This is a genomic window from Bifidobacterium sp. W8104 (assembly GCF_016100735.1).
Classification (GTDB): Bacteria; Actinomycetota; Actinomycetes; order Actinomycetales; family Bifidobacteriaceae; genus Bombiscardovia; species Bombiscardovia choladohabitans.
Genome location: NZ_JACFRW010000001.1, coordinates 1,009,106 through 1,028,450, shown reverse-complemented (window position 1 = coordinate 1,028,450; position 19,345 = coordinate 1,009,106). Strand labels below are relative to the sequence as shown.

Sequence of the window (19,345 nt, the reverse complement as noted above, 5' to 3'; positions counted from 1 at the left end):
CCAAAGAGTCTGTACCCAGGCAAGGTTTCCCATGCGGAATAATTCACCAAACATGGACCCAACGGGGACCAGTGTCAGGGGTAGGGTGAAGACAGTACTTGTATCCACTAACTACCAGACCCGCCATGTTCGGTCATGTCCGGGTCACACAAGGGGGCTTCATGGCCAAAAGCAAGATGACTGTAGCCGAGATGATCGGGCTCTTCCTCACCCCTGACGCGCCTGTGCAGGTGACCGCCTTCGATGGGTCGGTCTTCGGGCAGGACCAAGCGCCGCTGCATCTGGAAGTCAAGAATTCCCGTGCCATGTACTACATCACGGAAAATCCCAACGACCTGGGTCTGGCCCGCGCCTACCTGCAGGGTGATCTGGATTCTCCCGAGTTGCTGCCGGGCAACCCCTACCAGGTCCTCAAGGAACTGATGGGCCTCAAGCACTTCGTCAAGCACCCCAGCAAGATGGAGCTGGCCCGGGCGGCCGGAGCCGTCTTCTCTCACGGTGTGCGCGTGCCCGAGCCGCCGGCCATCGAAGGGCCCTCCCTGGCCAAGCGACTGACCGAAGGCATCCGTCCCCACACCCGCCGGGGCGACGCAGCCACCGTCAGCTACCACTACGACCAGTCCAACGACTTCTACCGGCTCTTCCTGGGGTCCTCCATGACCTACACCTGCGCCGTCTTCGAGAAGGAGGACGACAGTCTGGAGGACGCTCAGTGGCACAAGCTCAACATGGTCCTGGACAAGATGCACCTGAACAAGGGCGACCGTCTGCTGGACGTGGGCTGCGGCTGGGGCTCCATGGAGATCGCGGCCGCCCGCCGCGGCATCCACGTCATCGGCGTGACCCTGGCTGAGGAGCAGGTCGAGTGGGCCCAGAACTGGATCCGCCAGGAGGGCCTGCAGGATCTAGCCGAGGTCAGGCTGATGGACTACCGCGACGTGCCCGAGTCCGGCTTCGATGGAATCTGCTCCATCGGCATGATGGAGCATGTCGGCTACAAGCAGTACCCCTCCTACTTCAAGGAGATGATGGACAAGCTGCGTCCGGGCGGCATCCTGCTCAACCACCAGATCACCCGCACCAACTCCCACGACCACAAGCGGGCCGGCGGCTTCATCGACCGCTACATCTTCCCCGACGGCGAGCTGGCCAGCCCGGCCGAGATCGAACTGGCCATCCAGGATACCGGCTTCGAGGTCATCACCCAGGAGAACCTGCGTCAGCACTATGCGCTGACCCTCAGGCACTGGACCGAGAACCTCCAGGAGCATTGGGGCCAGGCCAAGCCCATGGTGGGCGAGCCCAAGGCGCGGCTCTGGGGCCTGTACATGGCCGGCGCGCGGCTCAACTTCGAACTCGACAACATTCAGATACACCAGTTCCAGTGCATCAAACCTGATCCAGAGACCGGCACGGACACCTATCCGCTGCGGCCCTGGTGGGACCGATAACTACGCGACCGTTAAAACCATAAAGCCTGAAAAGGGGCGGGGAGTCAAATCCTCGCCCCTTTTTGTTTACGCAACCCTTACAGCCCGGTCCTCAGGACGACCTGTCCGCCGAAGCTTCCAGCCGGGCCAGGTCCAGAGCCTTGTTAAAGGCATCCGAAGTCCAGCTGGCCCCGGCCACCTTGTCCACCTTGAGGTCCTTGAGCGGGCGTCCCTGGACCACTCCGGGCACAGCCCGGGCAAAGCGTTCCATGTGGCCGCGCGAGACGGGCGAATCCGAATGCCCCTGGACCTGGACCCGGGTCACCTGGCCTCCCGACAGGTCCAGATCCACATCGATGCTGTCAGCCCCGTCATGCCCGTACTTGCCCGTCAGGGCGTAAGTGCCATCGTGATAGTTGCCCGTGTCAGCAGGGGCGGTCGGCAGTCCATCACGGGAAACAGCCGTGGGCGTGCCCTCGCCCGCAGCGCCGGCTCCCGACTCTGGTGCAGAGCTGGACTCGGCGCCTGATCCAGCGAATTCATCGTCCATGGGCTTGGCCTGCTGGCTTCCGCAGCCGCCCAGGAGGGAGCCGACCGCCACCAGGGTCGCCAGGGTTGCCGAGGCCGTGGCCAGTCCCCGAGACTTGCTTTTGGCCATTTCAACGCCCTCCTTCTGCATCAGCAGCCGATCCCGGCAGGGAGCCGCCGGTCTTGGCCGTCTTTGTGGGGTCATGGAAGCCCACCGGAATATCCTGGTCCCCGGTATCACCAGGAGCCCCACTGAAGGCCGGCCGACCTCCGGCTGCCAGGTAGGCCTGCTTGGCCTCCTCATCGTTCCACTGCTCACCGGCCAGCACACCGTGGTTGAGCATGATCTCCCGCTGGGCGCAGGAGGCCACCAAGGCATCGTGCGTAACCACGATCAGGGAGGTTCCCTGGTCATGCAATTGCCTAAAGAGGTCCAGCACGATCCGCTCGTTGGCCTCGTCCAGGTTGCCGGTGGGCTCGTCAGCCAGGATCAGCTTGGGCTCGTTGATCAGCGCACGTGCCACGCAGACCCGCTGCTGCTCGCCGCCCGAAAGCTGGCTGGGCAGGTGGCGGGCCCGATCCGCCAGACCCACCCGGTCCAGGGCCTTCATGGCCTGATCCTCGTCCACCACCGAGTGGTAGTACTGGGCCACCATGACGTTCTCCAGGGCGGTCAGATGCGGGACCAGGTAGAACTTCTGGAAGACCAGGCCGATCACATTCTTACGCACATCGGCCAGCTGGGACTGGCTCAGATCCTCCAGCGGCCGCCCCTGCAGACGGACCGAGCCCCGGCTGGGGGTGTCCATGCAACCCAGAATGTTCATCAGCGTGGTCTTGCCCGAGCCGGAGGACCCCACCACGGCCAGCCACTGGCCCTGCGGGACGCTCAGATTCAGATCGTCCAGGGCATGCAGATCGCCGTAGATCTTGGAAACGTGGTCCAGATCCAGCAGCATGCCGCCGCCCGACTGGGACTCGCTCGCCTTTGCCTGCGTCATTGTCATTCCTCCCTCAAAACCAGGGCCGGGTCGATACGCGAAGCCCGGAGGACCGGCCGGATGGATGCGATCATCGATATGGCCACGCTCAGCAGGACCGTGCCCAGGGCCAGCCACCAGTTGAAGCCCAGCGGACGCTGGAAGACGGACAGGCAGAGCAGCCGGGCGAAGCCATAGCCCAGGGCGGTGCCGACCAGACCTCCGGCCAATCCGTAGCAGGCCGACTCCGCCAGAAACTCCATGGCTATCCCCCGCGAAGAGGCACCCAGAGCCTTGCGCAGGCCGATCTCGCTGCGCCGTTGGGAGACGATGGAGGCCATGGTGGTCCCCACGCCCACAAAGGTCAGGACCAGTACCACCACCGAAACCAGCCAGAAGAGCGACTGGAGCATGGCGATGGTATGGCTGTCGCCCGCTGTGATCCTGGTGACCGGCCGGGCCTTGACCCCCATGGAGGTCATGTCGTTGATGCTGGCAGCGATGGTCTTCAGCCCCGAAGTCATGGTGTTGACCGAGTATTCGATGACATCGGTGCCCCGCTTGGCCCCGGTCAGGAGCTCCAGATCGGCCAGGCCGGCATAGATAATGCGATCCTCGGGTCCACCGGTATCGACGATGCCCCCCACACGAAAGTCACGGACCTGGCCTCCGGCCTTGCCTGTGCCGGTGACCTGGCTTGCCGGGTAGCCGATGGTCATCTGCTTGCCAGTGGTCAGCCCCAGCGAATCAGCCAGGTCCCGCCCCACCATGACCGAACCGGGCCGGGGCCAGGAACCCTCCACACTCCAGTGACGGTTGAGCTGACGCACCTGATCGGGGTGGATGCCGGCCATCTCGCGGGCCCCGGCATTGACCTGCACCGTCTCATATCGATAGGTGGCGTACCTTGCCGGAGCCTTGGCGGTCACCATGTGGGTAGTGTGGTCCACCATGCCCTGTTCGATGCCGGCGGACCGGTTGTCCCCCTGGATGGGCGAAACGACCAGGTTGGCCCCGTAGGAACGCATCTCCTGGTTGATCTGCCTGGGAGCCTCGATACAGACCGCCGCCAGGCAGAAGAGGGTGGCCGCCCCCACCAGGGAGGCCACCACGGCCATCAGTGCCCGGCCACGACGACGGAAGACGGCCCCGAAGAGCATGGTCAGGAACATGCGGGTGTTGGTCATATGGCTCTTATGGCGATCAGCGGCCATGAAGCACCTCCGCCGGCCGAAGCCGCAGAATCGATCTGATGGACGAGATGGACGCCAGCAGCACGGTCAGGGCCAGCAGCACGAAGACCAGCACGAAGACCATGGGCCGCATGGTGATTCCCGAGCCGAAGACCACCCTGCCTACGATCTGAGCCACTCCGGAGCCCAGCAAGGCGCCGACCAGAGCCCCGGCCAGGGCGATCAGGGCCGTCTCGGCCAGCACCAATCGGGATACAGCCCCGTCGGTGGCGCCCAAGGCCTTGAGCAGGGCGAACTCCGAGGACCGCTCGGATATGGAGGACGCCATCAAATTGGCCACGGCGATGGCTGCCGCCAGCAGGCTGAGCACGGTCATCAGGATCATGACCGCCTGGGTCTTCTGCAGAACATCGCCCTGCAGGGCTGCCACCTGTCTGACCTGCTTGGCCATGGACCCGGGGATGGCCTCCTCGATCTGGTAAGCGATGGATGAGGGGTAGGCCGTGCAGTACCAGGTCTCCCACTCGTCCTGGGAGAGGGCAGCTGGGTTTCGTGCGGCCTTGCGGGCCAGGTCGTTCTCGGGCGTGGTCAGAGCCTTGACCTCCACCTGGTCGATCTGATCGGTCAGGCCGGACATCTCCTGCAACGGCCTGGTAGGCAGGTAGAGGGAGGAGGCGTCAGAATCACCGGAGTCGAAGATGCCCACAATGGTGACGGTCCGCTGTTGATCACCCAGACCGACCCTGACCTGGTCGCCAACCTGACGGCCGCCCAGTCGTGCAGCCAGCTCCTTGCCCAACATGGCCTCGGTCCTGCCGCCGGACCCGGCCTCGTCCTTGGGCCAGCGGCCTTGAACCTTCCACCAGGGCCGAAGACCTTTGAGACCCGCAGTGCTGCTCTCGCCGCTGTCGACCTTGACGGTCCGGCCGAACCAGGTGCCCACCAGGGGGGCGCCGACCTGGTCCACGGTGCCACGAAGATCCAGGCGGGGAGCGAAGTCGGTGATGTTGTAGGCCCAGAAGATGGTCTTGATCCTGGGCACCTGGGACTCCTTGAGGAAGGCGGTTGGCGTTGACTCATCGCCTGAGGGGCTGCCCTCCTGGTCGCCGTAGAGGTCGGAGACCACGGCATCAGCCTTGGCCTGGACCGTAATGTTGGATCCGTAGGTGGACAGTTCCGCGTTGAGCTTGTCGCCCACGTCGAAGACCACCCCCAGCATGGCCGTAGCCACGCAGGCCGACAGGCAGACAGTGACGGCGATGAGCATTCTTCGCCCGAACTGGCGGCTGAATGACCGCAGCATCATTCGCATGAAGAACATACCAACCGCTCCTTCCCTCTCTTAGCTCTTGAAGTGCGAAGACAGAGCATCCAGATCGGCGGTGCTGATCAGTATCGCGCCCCGACCGGTCTTATAGGGCAGAGGGACGGGATTGCAGCCGCCCTTGAACCCTATGGTGGCCAGGTTGATGGCTACGTCGCACTTCTTGCAGATGATCTTGCCGTCTTTTTCGTAATAGCCTGCATCCCCGCAGTTATCGCAGGCATCCAGCCCGACTCCGTAGGCTGCGCCATTCTTGCGGATGATGATAAAGCGCATCTCGGTGCCGTCCTTGGCCCGGTAGCTGAATCGATGAAGGTGGCCATCCTCCACCTGGGAGAAGCGGATGGTGGCCGTATCGGCAGTCAGGGAATACCGCTCCGGAGGTGAAAGCACGGGCACCTTGTGGGCCTGGGCCGTTCCCACCGTCAGGGCCAGGGTGACGCCGATCATGGCCACCAGGCTCCAGACCGCCGATGCCAGGGCCCTTCGGCGGAAGGCCCGGTGGCTACGGTCTTCCGCTGTGGAGGCTCCGGTCACCGGCATGCGCCAGCCTGCAATCAGACAGGCCAGGACTGGAATGATGAAGACCAGCACCTGGGCAAGAACCAAGGTCAGGTCGGCGTTGTAACCCAGGGCCATGACCCGGAAGGCCCAGCCGTGCAGAAGAACCAGGCCGGTGGTCTGCATCAGGGCCACCAGGGCCACGATGTGCCGGACCAGCAGCAGGACCACCATGAGCAGGGCGGCCAGGCGGAAGGCTATCCGGGGGCAGGAGGTATGCATGGTCCTCAGAATGGCAGCCACCGTCACAGCGGCGGCCAGACCAAGCAGGAAACCCAGGGCCCGCAGGAGCATGGCCGAGGTCAGCACAGGCTCCCCCGGCTCCACAAAGGCCGTAAGCTGCAGGATGACATCAGGCAGGGCACGGAAGGTGGTCAGGGCTATGGCCAGGGCCGCCAGGGCGTTGGCCAGATCCATGACCCAGGGGTGCCGATGCCAGTCCGAGACCAGCCGGTCGGCGGCCAGCACCACCGCAATGGCCGCCAGATCGGTCAGAACGCAGGCTACCAGGGTCGGGTAGTTGACCATGGTCCGGCGGTTGATGATCACGGTGGCGCGCAGGAGGGCGAAGACCAGCGCCCCCAGCACGCCGACCCCCAGGCCAATCAGTCGCCATGAGGAGGAACGAGGCCGATCGCGGCCCTCGCCAATCCCCAGAAGCACGCTGAAAACCATGACCAGGAGGGCCGGGGCCAGCGTCCCCGGCAAGACCGTGACAAATTGCTCAAGCATGGTGCATAGCAGCTTACCACTGGTGGGGCGTGTAGTCCCAGTCCCAGCTGACCACGATGGGCTCGGTCCAGAAGTGTCCCTTCACGCCGGTCTCCGGGTCGACGTGCAGCATCCAACCCTTCTTCTCCGGGGAGTCGATGGAATAGGTCAGCTTGTAGGATCCGGCCTTCTCCATTTTGATGTTGGCTCCGTAATGCGGACCATCCGAGGCATTCATCTGCATGAAGGTGCCGGACTGCTTGTCATTGGGGTCATCCTTGTTCTGGATGGTGTAGTTGACGGTCAGATCCGGAACGAACTCGCCCTTGGCATAGCCCAGGTTGTTGTTGGGCAGGGCGTGGATATCAGCCTCCAGATGCAGGCTGGCATCCGCCGCCTTCAAGCCCATAGATGCAGGCTCCATGTCGATGGGCTGGAAGAAGACCGTGCCGATGTTCAGGGGGCCCTTCTGCTGGTCGTCGGGCGGGATGGGAATCTCCTCGAACCCGGCTCCCTTGCCCGCCGAGGACTGGGAGGCGCCGGAAGCCTCAGGCGCGGGGGCCTCACGGGTACCCGATCCGCCGGAGCCGCACCCCGCCAGGGCCAGGGTGCCCGAGAGCACGATCGCGACCAGGGCGGTCAATTGTCTCTTCTTCATGATTGTCCTTCGCTCTTTGGTGTTTGCATGGATGCCGTGACCTCAGAGGGCACAGCCCCTTCGGCGGCCTGATCGGTTGCCGTCTGATTGACGGCTGCCGACAAGGACCCGCCGGAGTCCTGATTCGACCGCGACCGCTCCTGCTTGTGCAGGCGGTGGGTCGACACAATTGCCAGCACGACCACGACCAGGGCCGCCAGGATCTGGGCGCCGATGGTCTGCGTGTAGGGATACAGCCCGATCCAGTCGCTGGTGGGCACACCGGGCAGGTAGGTGGCCGGCACCAGGTCGCCCTCGATCAGGGCATGGACGCCGCCCCCGGCGAAGATGACCACCATGACCGCCATGAGCAGGCTGGTGATGATGAAGAAGGGCCGGATGGGAATCTTGACCGAGGTGAAGCGGATGAGCACGAAGACGATGACCAGGACCACGGCGGCAGCCGCAAAACCGGTCCAGATCTCCCGTCTGCCACCAGGGGCCATGGCGAAGATGGCCTGGTAGAACATGACCGTCTCAGCCCCCTCCCGGAAGACCGCCAGGAAGGAGAGCAGAGCCAGGGAGATCACGCTGCCCTTCGAGATGGCCGCCACCGTCCGGCTTTGAATGTAGTGGTTCCAGGATTCCACAGAGGACTTGGACAACATCCAGTTGCTGGTGTAGAGCAGCATGAGCATGGCTACCAGGGCCACCACGCCCTCCAGGATCTCCTGCTGGGGACCGTTCCCGTTGAAGAGCAGGGTGAAGAGCAGGGCCACCAGCCCGCTGGCCACCAGACCTGCCGCAATGCCCCAGTAGATGTGCCGAACCTTGTCTTTATGGCCGGCCTTGACCAGGTAGGCGATGATGGCCGCCACCACCAGGATGGCCTCCAGACCCTCCCGCAGCAGAACCACGAAAGCCTGGCCGAAGGCGGAAGTCAGGAAGGACGTCCACCCATTGACCTGGTCTGCGGCGCCCCCGTCCAGAATGGCTGCGTCCTCGACCAGCATGCTCTTCAGGTCGTTCACCAGGGTCTTGGCCGGCTTACCCGCCACCATGGCCATCCGGGTCTCCTTGAACTGGTATTCCACCTGAGAGACCCTGTTGCCACTGATGGCGTTCATGACGTTCTTCTCGAAGCCCAGCTTTTCGTAATACTGGTAGTAGGCCTTGTTGACCAGGTCGGATCCCGCCTGGCCCTGCCCCTTGGAAGCCTGGGCGAGCGCCTGATCCAGAATGGGCGTCATCTCGTGGGCCACCTGGGTCCAGGTCCGGTCGCCCTTGCCGGTGTTCCGATGCTTCTTGGCTGCGTCCAGCCGTCGACGATCCGCCTTGATCTGCTCCTGCTGGGTCTTGGCGTAGGCACGGGGATTGGCCAGCCCCTGGGTGGCATCCAGCTGGATGGCCGCAGCAGCCAGATCGGCCTTGAGCTTTTCGCTGCCCTGGGTCAGGGCCTGCCCGGCATCCGGGGCATAGGCCTGATTCTGCAGGGCCTGGAACTGCCCGTCCAAGGCGTTGCGCCTGTCCTGCCCCAGGGTCGACCCCACCACCGAAACGAATCCGGAGCCCACGTAACCTACGTTGTAGGCCCCCATGAATTCCGAGGCCGCCCCGGCGCGATCCCCGCGGGCATAATCCTCACACCCTTGATCCAGCTGACGGGATACGGAACCAGCCACCTGGGTCCAGCTGTCATAATCCGTGGCTCCGCTCGCCGCCATGGCCGACTGCGGGGTCTGCAGGACCAGGAATATCAGGGTCAGCAGCAGGCATGAGAGCAGGGAGCCAGCGGTCCTGGCCACTCGTGTCCTGCCGACCTGTGCAACCATGGGTGATGATCTCCTTCGTCAGTCCCTCGTAATCGAACCTGCGAGAAACGAAGGCCGATTTGACAATTACTGAAAATCAATCTAGCTCAGGCACAAGTGGAAAAACAGACTTGTTTATACCGTTTTGAAGCCATATAATGCGCCCGCGCCCGCAGATGGTCAGTCGACCGACAACGGCTCACCCTTATGCTTCCACAGGCAGATGCCGCCGAATACCAGCAGCCAGACCAATCCCAGTATGGCTGGATACCGGGTGTCGGGAGCCAGGAAGAGCGAGAGATAAATCAGGACGAAGAAGGCGATGGCAACGGCCCCGGTCACCCGGTAGGCCGGCATGATGAACCCATCGGGCATGAAATCCTTGCTGGTCCGGTAGCGACGGTGGGCGAGCAGGGTCAGGATGTAGATGAAGATGATGACCGCGCTGGAGCAGGAGGTGAACAGGACGAAGGTGTCTTCGAAGCCTGGCAGCAGATGCAACACCGGGGATAAGAGGATCAGCACTCCGGACAGGACGATGGCCCGGGCGGGCACCTTGCCGCGGCGTGAGATTGTGTGCAGGCTGCGCATCACAGGAGAGCGGCCGGCGGCGGCCAGCTGGAAGAGGTTGCGGCCGGCGGAGTAGAGCAGGGAGTTCAGAGAGGAGCTGGCTGCCGTGATGACCACGAAGAAGACCAGAGCGGCCGCCCAGTCGACACCGGCGTAACGGAAGACCATGACGAATGGCGAGGTGAAGCTGCCGTCGGCGTTGGGGCGGAAGGAGCGCCAGGGCACGATCAGCATGATGGCGACCAGGGCGCCCACGTAGAAGATCAGCACCCTCAGGATGATCTGGTTGATGGCCTTGGGCAGGACCTTGCGGGGATTCTGGGTCTCGGAGACGGTCACCCCCACGAATTCGATCATCTCGTAGGCGAAGAAGACCATCTGGAAGCTCATGAAGAAGGCCATCCACCCGTTGGGCGCCAGGCTCAGGCCGGTGGTGATGTTGTCCAGACCGGCATGCCCGGCCGGGCTGATCCGATCCTGTCCGGGCATACGGACGGCCGGATAGTGGAAGCCCGTGATGACCATGACCACAGCCGTGACGATCATGGCCAGAATCAGGGTGATCTTGATCATGGAGAACCAGAACTCGGTCTCCCCGAAGACCCTCACGGCAATCAGGTTGATGCACACCATGGCCGTCAGGAAGCAGAGCTCGATCAGACCCCGCCAGGCGCTCAGATCGATGCCGAAGGTGCCGAAGAAGGTGACGAAGTAGGTGCCCACGGCGGTCAGCTCGGACATGCCGATCAGGATGAGCACGATCCAGTAGGACCAACCGGCGAAAGACCCCCACCCCTGGCCCAGGTAGCGGCTGATGAAAGCGATGAAGGTGTGCTGGACGGGGCTGCGATACATGAGCTCGCCAATGGCCCGCATGAGCAGGTACATGATTACGCCGACGCCGATGTAGACCAGGATTATGGAGGGCCCGGTCAGGGCAATGGACTTGCCCGACCCCAGGAAAAGCCCGGTGCCGATGGTGCCGCCGATGGCGATGAACTGCACATGACGATTGCTCAGACCGCGTTCCATGCCGTCGCCTGCCGAGGTGCCGTCACCTTGATTCTGCTGCGCCAAAGGGCCATTGCCCATACGGTTCATGCGACTGCACCTCCTTGTCTTCACAACCCATTAATCATCGCCGTCCAGGTAGGGATGCCCCATCGAGGCCGGTAGGTCAGCAATACCACAGAGGTGTCGATAACCGGGAGCGGACGGCAGGCACCGACGCCCATGGTAGGGCCCGGCGGTCATCATTCGGTGAATTTACCGTCTCACATGGCGGACGCCTTTATTCCACAATGTAAAGGCATGGTCATCCGGCTCGGGTCGGCTCCTATAGTGTTGGCCCTGTCAGTCGGCAACATTCAGCTGGCCACTACCACCACCTAAGGAATGACATCCCCATGGATCAACCCAAGGAGTCGCAGGGCAAGAACCTGCGCAAGACCCTGAAGAACAGGCATATCCAGCTCATCTCGCTGGGCGGCGCCATCGGAACGGGACTCTTCTACGGGTCCGGGGAATCCATCTCATTGGCTGGGCCGGCCATCATCATCGCCTATCTGATAGGCGGTCTGGCCATCTTCATGATCGTCAGGGCCATGAGCGAAATGAGCGTGGAAGACCCCAAGTCCGGCGCTTTCAGCTACTACGCCACCCGCTACTGGTCCAAGCGGGCAGGGTTCGTTTCGGGGTGGAACTACTGGATGAACTACGTGCTGGTATCCATGGTCGAACTGTCCGTGGTGGGCACCTTCGTCAACTTCTGGTTCCCGGCAATCCCCGCCTGGGTCTCCGCGGCCTTCTTCCTGGTGGCCATCACGGCAGCCAATCTGATGGGAGTCAGCAAGTTCGGCGAGTTCGAGTTCTGGTTCGCCATCATCAAGATCGCAGCCATCGTCGCCATGATCATCGGCGGCTTGGCCGTCGTGGTCATGGCCCTGCCCACGGCCAACGGACTGCGGGCCTCCTTCGCCAACTGGTTCACCGTAGGCGGCGGGTTCCTGCCCAACGGACTCGTGCGTCACGGGGCCAATGGCCAGTGGACCGGTCTGCTTATGTCGCTGGCGGTGGTCATGTTCAGCTTCGGCGGCACGGAACTCATCGGCATCACCGCCGGGGAGGCCTCCGATCCCCGTCGGACCATCCCCAAGGCCACCAACGCCATCATCTGGAGGATCCTGGTCTTCTACATCCTGACACTTGGGGTGATCATGGCCGTGGTTCCCTGGAATGCCATCGGCAAGCCCAATGCGCAAGGCATGGTCGTCAGCCCCTTCGTCCAGATCTTCGACTCGGTGGGGGTCCACGCGGCCGCAGGCATCCTCAACTTCGTCTGCCTGACCGCAGTCATGAGCGTCTACAATTCGGCCCTCTACTCCAACTCCCGCATGCTCTTCTCCCTGGCCCGGCAGGGCAATGCCCCCAAGTATCTGGGGAGGCTTTCCAAGGGCGGCGTGCCCTACGCGGGAGTGCTGACCTCGGCCTGCATCATCGCCCTGGCCGTGGTCGTGGTCTTCCTCTGGCCGCAGTTCGCCTTCAACTATCTGATGAGCATCGCCACAATCTCGGCAATCATCAACTGGTCCATGATCATGGTGACCGAGATGCTCTTCCGGCGAGCTGTTGCCCGCGGTGAGGGCCCCGGCGACCTGGCGGGCAAGACCGGCGAAAGCGCCCTGGACACCCTGCACTTCAAGCTGCCCTTTGCCCGGGTGACCCCCTGGGCGGTCCTGGCCTTCCTGGCCATGATCGTGGTGCTCATGTGCTTCTCGTCCAGCTACCGGGTGGCCGTCATCGCCGGGCCCATCTGGCTGATCGTCCTCCTGGTGGCCTACCAGCTGACCCAGCGGCGAGCGCAGTAGCGATATAAGCGGAACCCGCCAACCGCCATCGGAGACAGGAAAGCCGCGTTGCCTTGTCTGAGAATCCCTCTATGCTGGCCCATAATTGCAAAGCCACTGAAGAGGTCGCCGAACCTATCAGTAACCGGGAGCAGACAGTGCGGTGTCGCCCACTCCCGGCGAAAGGAGGTCCGGCCGAAACGGTGCGGATCCGCCCATCCGTCCCGTTGGGCCCGGGTCGAACAGGTCCGGGACTGTCGCAACCCCATGTTGCGGAGCGCTATGTGCAGTGTCACGGACAAGGCAATACGTCTGGATTCCGCCTGAGCGGAACCGGCCGGAACCGTTGTCATAGGGCTCTCAGGTCAGTTCGAGGAGAAGAGCAGTCATGGCGACCAGGCAGGGCGGAAAGGCCAGTCCCTCCGCATCCACCGACCGGGTTCAACGCAACCTCAAGACCCGCCACGTCACCATGATCGCCCTGGGCGGCTGCATCGGCACCGGACTGTTCATGACCTCCGGCTCCACCATCGCCAAGGCCGGACCGGGAGGCGCGCTGGTGGCCTACGCGGCCATGGGCCTCATGGTCTACTTCCTGATGACCAGCCTGGGCGAGCTGGCCACCCACCTGCCCACCTCCGGCTCCTTCGCCGCCTACAACGCCCGCTATGTGGATCCGGCACTGGGCTTCGCCATGGGCTGGAACTACTGGCTGAACTGGGCCATCACCGTGGCTGTGGACATCTCCACCGCCGCCCTGCTGATCCAGTACTGGCTGCCCCACACCCCAGGCTGGGTCTGGAGCCTCCTGGTCCTGGTGGTCATCTTCCTGATCAACGCCCTGACCGTGTCCACCTTTGGCGAGACCGAGTTCTGGCTCTCCCTGATCAAGGTGGTGACGGTGATTGTCTTCCTGGTCATCGGTCTGGCCATGATCTGCGGCATTATGTTCCGCCCGGCCGTGGGCCTGGGCAACTTCACCTACAAGGACGCCCCCTTCGTGGGCGGCTTTCCCGCCATTCTCAACGTCTTTCTGATTGCAGGCTTCTCCTTCCAGGGCACCGAGCTGATCGGGGTCACGGCAGGCGAGTCCGAAAACCCCGGCAAGGCGGTCCCCAAGGCCATAAACGATGTCTTCTGGAGGATCCTGCTCTTTTATATTCTGTCCATTTTCGTCATCGCAGCCCTGATTCCCTACACCAGCCCCAACCTGCTCAGCTCCGCCCAGGGGGACATAGCCATGTCGCCCTTCACCCTGGTATTCCAGCGGGCGGGCCTGGCCTCGGCAGCCAGCGTCATGAACGCCATCATCCTGACCTCGGTCCTCTCGTCCGCCAACTCGGGGGTATACGCCTCAACCCGGATGCTCTACGCCCTTGCCAAGGACCATTACGCCCCGGCCTTCTTCGGACACACCACCCGTCACGGCATCCCCATGGCCTCGCTGGTCGCCACCCTGGTGGTCTCCCTGGCCACCTTCGCCGCCAGCATCTTCGGCCAGCGCATCTACATGTGGCTGGTGGCCGCCTCTGGACTGACAGGATTCATCGTCTGGATCGGCATCGCCCTGAGCCACTATCGCTTCCGCCGCGCCTGGGTGGTCCAGGGCCACCGAGTTGAAGAGCTGCGCTACCATGCCAAGCTCTTCCCCCTGGGGCCCATCCTGGCTCTGGTCCTATGCATCATCGTCATCGGCGGGCAGAACATCGAGGCCTTCGTCAACTGGAACTGGCAGGAGATCGGCGTCACCTACATCAGCGTGCCCCTGGTACTTGCGCTCTATCTGGGCTACAAGATCCACTACCATACCCGGATCGTGCCCTTGGAGGCCATGGATTTGAGCGGGGATCCGGAATCGCCATGAAAGATTTGCCAGCTAACATGACACATTGTGACCACGGGGGCCGCAAGGCCATATCAATGGCATAGACTCCCTAAGCGTTCGAGGATCGGCTCAAGGACCCGGCCATATGAATCTATTCCGGCATCCAGCCGGCATATCAGGAATCGCAATATCAGTACGACCCCGGATTCCCCGGTGCGTCGCCCAGCCAAAAGGAGGAGGATCATGACGCGGAACACCAGCAATGCAGCGTCGAACACCAATCAATCCGACCGGGCCGGGCAAGAGCATCATGGCTACGGCAGCGTCAAGCGCAACCTCAAGACCCGCCACATTTCCATGATCGCCCTGGGCGGCTGCATCGGCACCGGACTGTTCATGACCTCCGGTTCCACCATCTCCACAGCCGGCCCCGGCGGAGGACTCCTGGCCTACATCGCCATGGGCGTCATGGTCTACTTTCTGATGACCAGTCTGGGCGAGCTGGCCACCCACCTGCCTGTATCGGGATCCTTCGCCGCCTACAGCGCCCGCTACGTGGATCCGGCCCTGGGATTCGCCATGGGCTGGGACTACTGGCTGAACTGGACCATCTCGGGTGCCGTGGACATCTCCACCGCCGCACTGCTGATCCAGTACTGGCTGCCCCATACCCCAGGATGGATCTGGAGCCTGCTGGTCCTGGTCATCGTCTTCCTGATCAACGCCCTGACGGTCTCCGCATTCGGCGAGACGGAATTCTGGCTCTCCCTGATCAAGGTGGCCACCATCATCGTCTTCCTGGTCATCGGCATGGCCATGATCTGCGGAATCATGTTCCAGCCGGCGGTCGGCCTGAAGAACTTCACCTACAAGGACGCCCCCTTCGTGGGAGGCTTCCCGGCCATCATGAGCGTCTTCCTGATCGCCGGCTACTCCTTCCAGGGCACCGAGGTGGTGGGCGTAACCGCCGGGGAATCCGAAAACCCCGGCAAGGCGGTTCCCAAGGCCATCAATGACGTCTTCTGGCGGATCCTGCTCTTCTATGTGCTGTCCATCTTCGTCATCGCCGCCCTGATCCCCTACACCAGCCCCAACCTCCTGGGAGCCTCTGACGGGAACATCGCCATGTCGCCATTCACCCTGGTCTTCCAGCGGGCCGGCCTGGCCTCGGCGGCCAGCGTCATGAACGCGGTGGTGCTGACATCCATCCTCTCGGCCGTCAACACCGGGGCCTACGCCTCCAGCCGCATGCTCTACGGACTGGCCAAGGACCACTATGCTCCGGCCATCTTCGCCAGGACCACCAAGAGGGGCATCCCCCTGGCGGCCCTGGTAGCCACGGTCTGCATGTCCCTGGCCACCTTCGCCTCCAGCATCTTCGGCCAGTCCTTCTACATGTGGCTGGTGACCGCCACCGGACTGACCGGGTTCATCGCCTGGATCGGCATCGCCCTGAGCCACTTCCGCTTCCGGAGGGCCTTCAAACTCCAGGGGCACGACCTGAACGAGCTCAAGTACCACTCCAAGCTCTATCCGTTCGGCCCGGTCCTGGCCATGGTGCTCTGCGTCGTCGTCATCGCCGGACAGGACATCCCCTCCCTGCTCAGCCTGAACTGGTCACACATGGCCATGACCTACTTCAGCGTGGTCCTGGTCCTGGTCCTCTACCTGGGCTTCAAGTTCGTCAACCACACCAAGATCGTGCGCCTCAAGGACATGGACGTGTCCGGCGCCGAATCCGCCCGCTGAAGCTGTAGGTTCAGCGGACACCCTTGCAGAAAGGCCAGTCCTCTATAACAAACGGTGCCCCCACCCAGGTGGAATTGACCATCTGGATGGGGGCACCACTAAATATCCTCCGGCACTTGAAAATTTCACACATCCACGTAATCGATCCGTTCGGTGAAACAATCTGACCGCATGATTGAAACGTGGACATCAGGTCACGATAACAAAATGGCCGTTCCGTCACCGGTGTTGCATCCGGATGAGGGAACGGCCATCTGCTGAATGGTCAGTCGGACTGGGCAGGGTCCTCCCGACAGAGCCTACAGGTCACTGCACCTGGGAACGGGCAATCTTGCCGGTGAAGGACTGGGCCTCGTCAGCGTCCTTGACGTCCTTGTTCCAAGAGAACATGGCGCGCAGCTTGGGGCCGACCTCCTCGATCTTCTCGTGAGAGTACTTCTCCTGGAGCTCCTTGAACTTGGGGGCGCCGGCATCCTGATCGTCAATGAACTCCTTGGCGAAGGAGCCGTCCTGAATGCGCTGCAGCTGGTGACGCATCCTGTCCTTGGTGGACTCGTCCACCACGGTGGAGGTGAAATCACCGTACTGAGCGGTGTCGGAGCAGGACCAACGGGCCTTGTTCAGGCCGCCCTCATTCATCAGGTCGACCAGCATCTTGAGCTCGTGGCAGACCTCGAAGTAGGCGATCTCGGGCTGATAGCCAGCCTCGGTCAGCACCTCGAAGCCGGCCTCGACCAGGTGGTTGACGCCACCCATGAGCACATCCTGCTCGCCGAAGAGGTCGGTCTCGGTCTCTTCCTTGAAGGTGGTCTTGATGGCGCCGGCGCGCAGGGCGCCCAGAGCCTTGGCGTAGGCCAGGGTGATGTCCCAGGCGTCGCCACGCGGATCCTGCTCCACGGCCACGACCACGGGCACGCCACGGCCAGCGACATACTCACGACGGACGATATGGCCCGGGCCCTTGGGGGCGACCATGAAGACCGGGTGGTCGGCGCTGGGCTTGATGTAGCCGTAATGGATGTTGAACCCGTGGGCGAAGGCGACTGCCGCGCCCTCCTTGATATTGGGCTCGATGTCGTCCCGCCAGATGTTGCGCTGGTACTGGTCGGGGGCCAGGATCATGACGATGTCGGCCTCCTTGGTGGCCTCGGGCACGGTCTTGACCTCCAGGCCCTGCTCCTTGGCGAAGGGCACCGACTTGGAGTTGGCACGCAGGCCGACCACAACGTCCACACCGGAATCACGCAGGTTCAGCGCATGAGCATGTCCCTGGGAACCGTAGCCGATGATGGCCACCTTCTTGCCATCCAGAACCGAAAGGTCCCCATCCTTCTCATACCAGATCTGTGCTGCCATTATTTACACTCCTTTATGTGCGGTCCAACCGGACCGGCTCTATCCAGGCCGGGGAACGCAAAATACTGTGAATTCCTGTCGTTGTTCCAGGCGGACGATGCTCTTTCGACCGGGGCGACGGATTTTGTCCTTGACCCCGATCCGTACCCTGTGGATACGGTATGCCTCCAACCATACTCGTGATATGGCCAGATGGACTGTCCGCAATTCGTTGTTTGGACACCGGCGCGATTCGAGGAACCGACCGGCGGGATGCATCCAGGGCTTACTTGGTGAAGTCCACATCCTTGGTTTCGTGGCAGGTCAGCACTGCCACCAGGCAGCAGACCGCCATAACGGCCAGGTAGAGCCCGACCGAGCGCACTCCCCAGTGGGAGGAGAGCCAGGTGGCGATGGTAGGCACGAAGGCCGCACCCACGATGGCCGCCAAGTTGTAGCCGATGCCGGAACCCGAGTAGCGCACGTTGGCGTCGAAGAGCTCCGGCAGGAAGGCGCCGATGGGCCCGAAGGCGATGCCCATCAGGGCGAATCCGACGCAGAGGAAGACCATGACCTGGAAAGTGTTGTGATGGGCCATGAGCAGGTAGGGGAAGACCAGGCTGAAGACCACCAGCATAACGGAGCTGCCGATCAGCACCCGGCGACGGCCTATGCGGTCCGCATAGACGCAGGCCAGCACGATGAAGAGGGCGAAGACCAGGATGGAGACCATGAGCATCAGCAGGTACTCCTGGTTGGTGAAGCCCAGTCCGCCGCCGCCCTGGGACTTGGGCTTGGTGCCGTAAGCCAGTGACCAGGTGGCCAAGGTGTAGAAGAGTGTGTAGGTGACCGCGACCAGGAAGGTGGCCTGGAGCACCTGGCGCCAGCTCTTGCGGAAGACCTCCAGAAGCGGGGTCTTGACGACCTTCTGCTGGTCCAGGGCCATCTGGAAGATGGGAGTCTCCTGCATGGAGACGCGCACAGCCAGGCCCACGACCACCAGGATGGCGGAGAGCAGGAAGGGCACACGCCATCCCCAGCTCAGCATCTGCTCGGGGGTGCAGAACATCTCCAGCAGGAAGTAGGTCCCGTTGGCCAGGAAGAAGCCGATTGGGGCACCCAGCTCAGGGAAGGAGCCGTAAAGGGCCCTCTTGCCTTCCGGGGCGTTCTCGGTGGCCACCAGGGCCGCGCCGGACCACTCGCCACCCAGGCCGATACCTTGCACGAACCGGCAGAGACAGAGGACCACCACGGCCCAGAGTCCCCAGGTGGCGTAGGTGGGCAGGACGCCGATCAGGACCGTGGAGCAGCCCATGGTCAGCAGGGAGACCACCAGTGTGGTCTTGCGTCCCTGACGGTCCCCGAAGTGTCCGAAGATCAAGGATCCCAAGGGCCGCGCGATGAAAGCGATGGCGAAGGTCAGCAGGGATGCCAGGAGGGCCACGGTCGGATCGGTCTTGGGGAAGAAGAGCTTGGGGAAATAGTTGGCCGAAGCCGTCCCGTAAGCGTAGAAATCGTAGAACTCGATGGCCGTGCCGACCATGGAGGCCCCGATGACTGTGCGGACCGAGCTGCGGGTCACACGGGTTCTGCCGGACGCGGAGGCTGCCGAGGCCGGGGAAGCAACACTGACGTCGTTTGCCGTCACTTCATCTCATCTCCTTATAGAAAAACCCCGCTGTTGGCAGGGTCTGATGCGATGAAGCCTATGCGTCCAGCCCTGCCTTCCGACGGGGTCGAACAATGAAGATTGTCGAGTCAGTCCGCCGGTGAGGACGGGCTAATAATTCGTGCGGACACGGTGCCGAATCGGCGGGTGTCTGTCAAGCTGGTCATCACGGCGAA

General features: G+C 62.8%; 14 protein-coding genes and 1 riboswitch. Of the genes, 4 read left to right on the top strand and 10 right to left on the bottom strand.

Annotated elements, in window-relative coordinates; genetic code table 11:
* Positions 1 to 161: 161 nt before the first annotated feature.
* Positions 162 to 1,451, top strand: a complete 1,290-nt coding sequence (locus H3U89_RS03840; protein ID WP_198178431.1) for a class I SAM-dependent methyltransferase — start codon at positions 162 to 164, stop codon at positions 1,449 to 1,451.
* 91 nt (positions 1,452 to 1,542) lie between these two features.
* Here H3U89_RS03840 and H3U89_RS03835 read toward each other — a convergent pair whose 3' ends face one another.
* The 8 genes from H3U89_RS03835 to H3U89_RS03800 all read right to left on the bottom strand — a co-directional run bounded on the left by H3U89_RS03835 (position 1,543) and on the right by H3U89_RS03800 (position 10,822).
* Positions 1,543 to 2,088: an FMN-binding protein gene (locus H3U89_RS03835; protein WP_198178432.1), complete on the bottom strand. Its 546-nt coding sequence runs from the start codon at positions 2,086 to 2,088 to the stop codon at positions 1,543 to 1,545.
* Position 2,089: 1 nt separating this feature from the next.
* A complete protein-coding gene (locus tag H3U89_RS03830) occupies positions 2,090 to 2,917 on the bottom strand; it encodes an ABC transporter ATP-binding protein (protein WP_198179399.1) in 828 nt (275 codons plus the stop codon).
* Positions 2,918 to 2,961: 44 nt separating this feature from the next.
* Positions 2,962 to 4,125, bottom strand: coding sequence for an ABC transporter permease (locus tag H3U89_RS03825; RefSeq protein WP_198179401.1), 1,164 nt, complete (start codon positions 4,123 to 4,125; stop codon positions 2,962 to 2,964).
* Positions 4,126 to 4,141: 16 nt separating this feature from the next.
* A complete protein-coding gene (locus H3U89_RS03820; RefSeq protein WP_198178433.1) occupies positions 4,142 to 5,452 on the bottom strand; it encodes an ABC transporter permease in 1,311 nt (436 codons plus the stop codon).
* A 21-nt stretch (positions 5,453 to 5,473) separates the two neighbouring features.
* On the bottom strand, positions 5,474 to 6,748 hold the full coding sequence (locus tag H3U89_RS03815; protein ID WP_198178434.1) for a DUF2318 domain-containing protein: 1,275 nt from the start codon (positions 6,746 to 6,748) through the stop codon (positions 5,474 to 5,476).
* A 13-nt stretch (positions 6,749 to 6,761) separates the two neighbouring features.
* Complete coding sequence (locus H3U89_RS03810) at positions 6,762 to 7,385, bottom strand: iron transporter (RefSeq protein WP_045935929.1); 624 nt, start codon at positions 7,383 to 7,385, stop codon at positions 6,762 to 6,764.
* Positions 7,382 to 9,196 carry an FTR1 family iron permease gene (locus H3U89_RS03805; protein WP_198178435.1) on the bottom strand — a complete coding sequence of 605 codons (1,815 nt, stop codon included), beginning with the start codon at positions 9,194 to 9,196 and terminating at the stop codon, positions 7,382 to 7,384. Before H3U89_RS03805 ends, H3U89_RS03810 begins: the two co-directional genes overlap by 4 nt.
* A gap of 159 nt (positions 9,197 to 9,355) precedes the next feature.
* The gene (locus H3U89_RS03800) at positions 9,356 to 10,822 is read right to left on the bottom strand and encodes an amino acid permease (protein WP_415873551.1); all 1,467 of its coding nucleotides are present in this window, start codon (positions 10,820 to 10,822) and stop codon (positions 9,356 to 9,358) included.
* A 329-nt stretch (positions 10,823 to 11,151) separates the two neighbouring features.
* Between H3U89_RS03800 and H3U89_RS03795 the strand changes: the two genes are divergently transcribed.
* The 3 genes from H3U89_RS03795 (at position 11,152) to H3U89_RS03785 (ending at position 16,165) form a co-directional block, all read left to right on the top strand.
* A complete protein-coding gene (locus H3U89_RS03795) occupies positions 11,152 to 12,612 on the top strand; it encodes an amino acid permease (RefSeq protein ID WP_198178437.1) in 1,461 nt (486 codons plus the stop codon).
* A 91-nt stretch (positions 12,613 to 12,703) separates the two neighbouring features.
* Positions 12,704 to 12,882: riboswitch (Lysine riboswitch) on the top strand.
* Positions 12,883 to 12,979: 97 nt separating this feature from the next.
* Positions 12,980 to 14,455, top strand: a complete 1,476-nt coding sequence (locus H3U89_RS03790) for an amino acid permease (protein WP_198178438.1) — start codon at positions 12,980 to 12,982, stop codon at positions 14,453 to 14,455.
* A 204-nt stretch (positions 14,456 to 14,659) separates the two neighbouring features.
* Positions 14,660 to 16,165: an amino acid permease gene (locus H3U89_RS03785; RefSeq protein WP_198178439.1), complete on the top strand. Its 1,506-nt coding sequence runs from the start codon at positions 14,660 to 14,662 to the stop codon at positions 16,163 to 16,165.
* 306 nt (positions 16,166 to 16,471) lie between these two features.
* On the opposite strand, the gene ilvC is transcribed toward H3U89_RS03785, so the two are convergent.
* Together ilvC and H3U89_RS03775 are read right to left on the bottom strand one after the other, a co-directional pair.
* Positions 16,472 to 17,521, bottom strand: coding sequence for a ketol-acid reductoisomerase (gene ilvC / locus H3U89_RS03780; protein WP_015022635.1), 1,050 nt, complete (start codon positions 17,519 to 17,521; stop codon positions 16,472 to 16,474).
* A 265-nt stretch (positions 17,522 to 17,786) separates the two neighbouring features.
* Positions 17,787 to 19,043: an MFS transporter gene (locus H3U89_RS03775; protein WP_195760154.1), complete on the bottom strand. Its 1,257-nt coding sequence runs from the start codon at positions 19,041 to 19,043 to the stop codon at positions 17,787 to 17,789.
* Between the last annotated feature and the right edge of the window lie 302 nt (positions 19,044 to 19,345).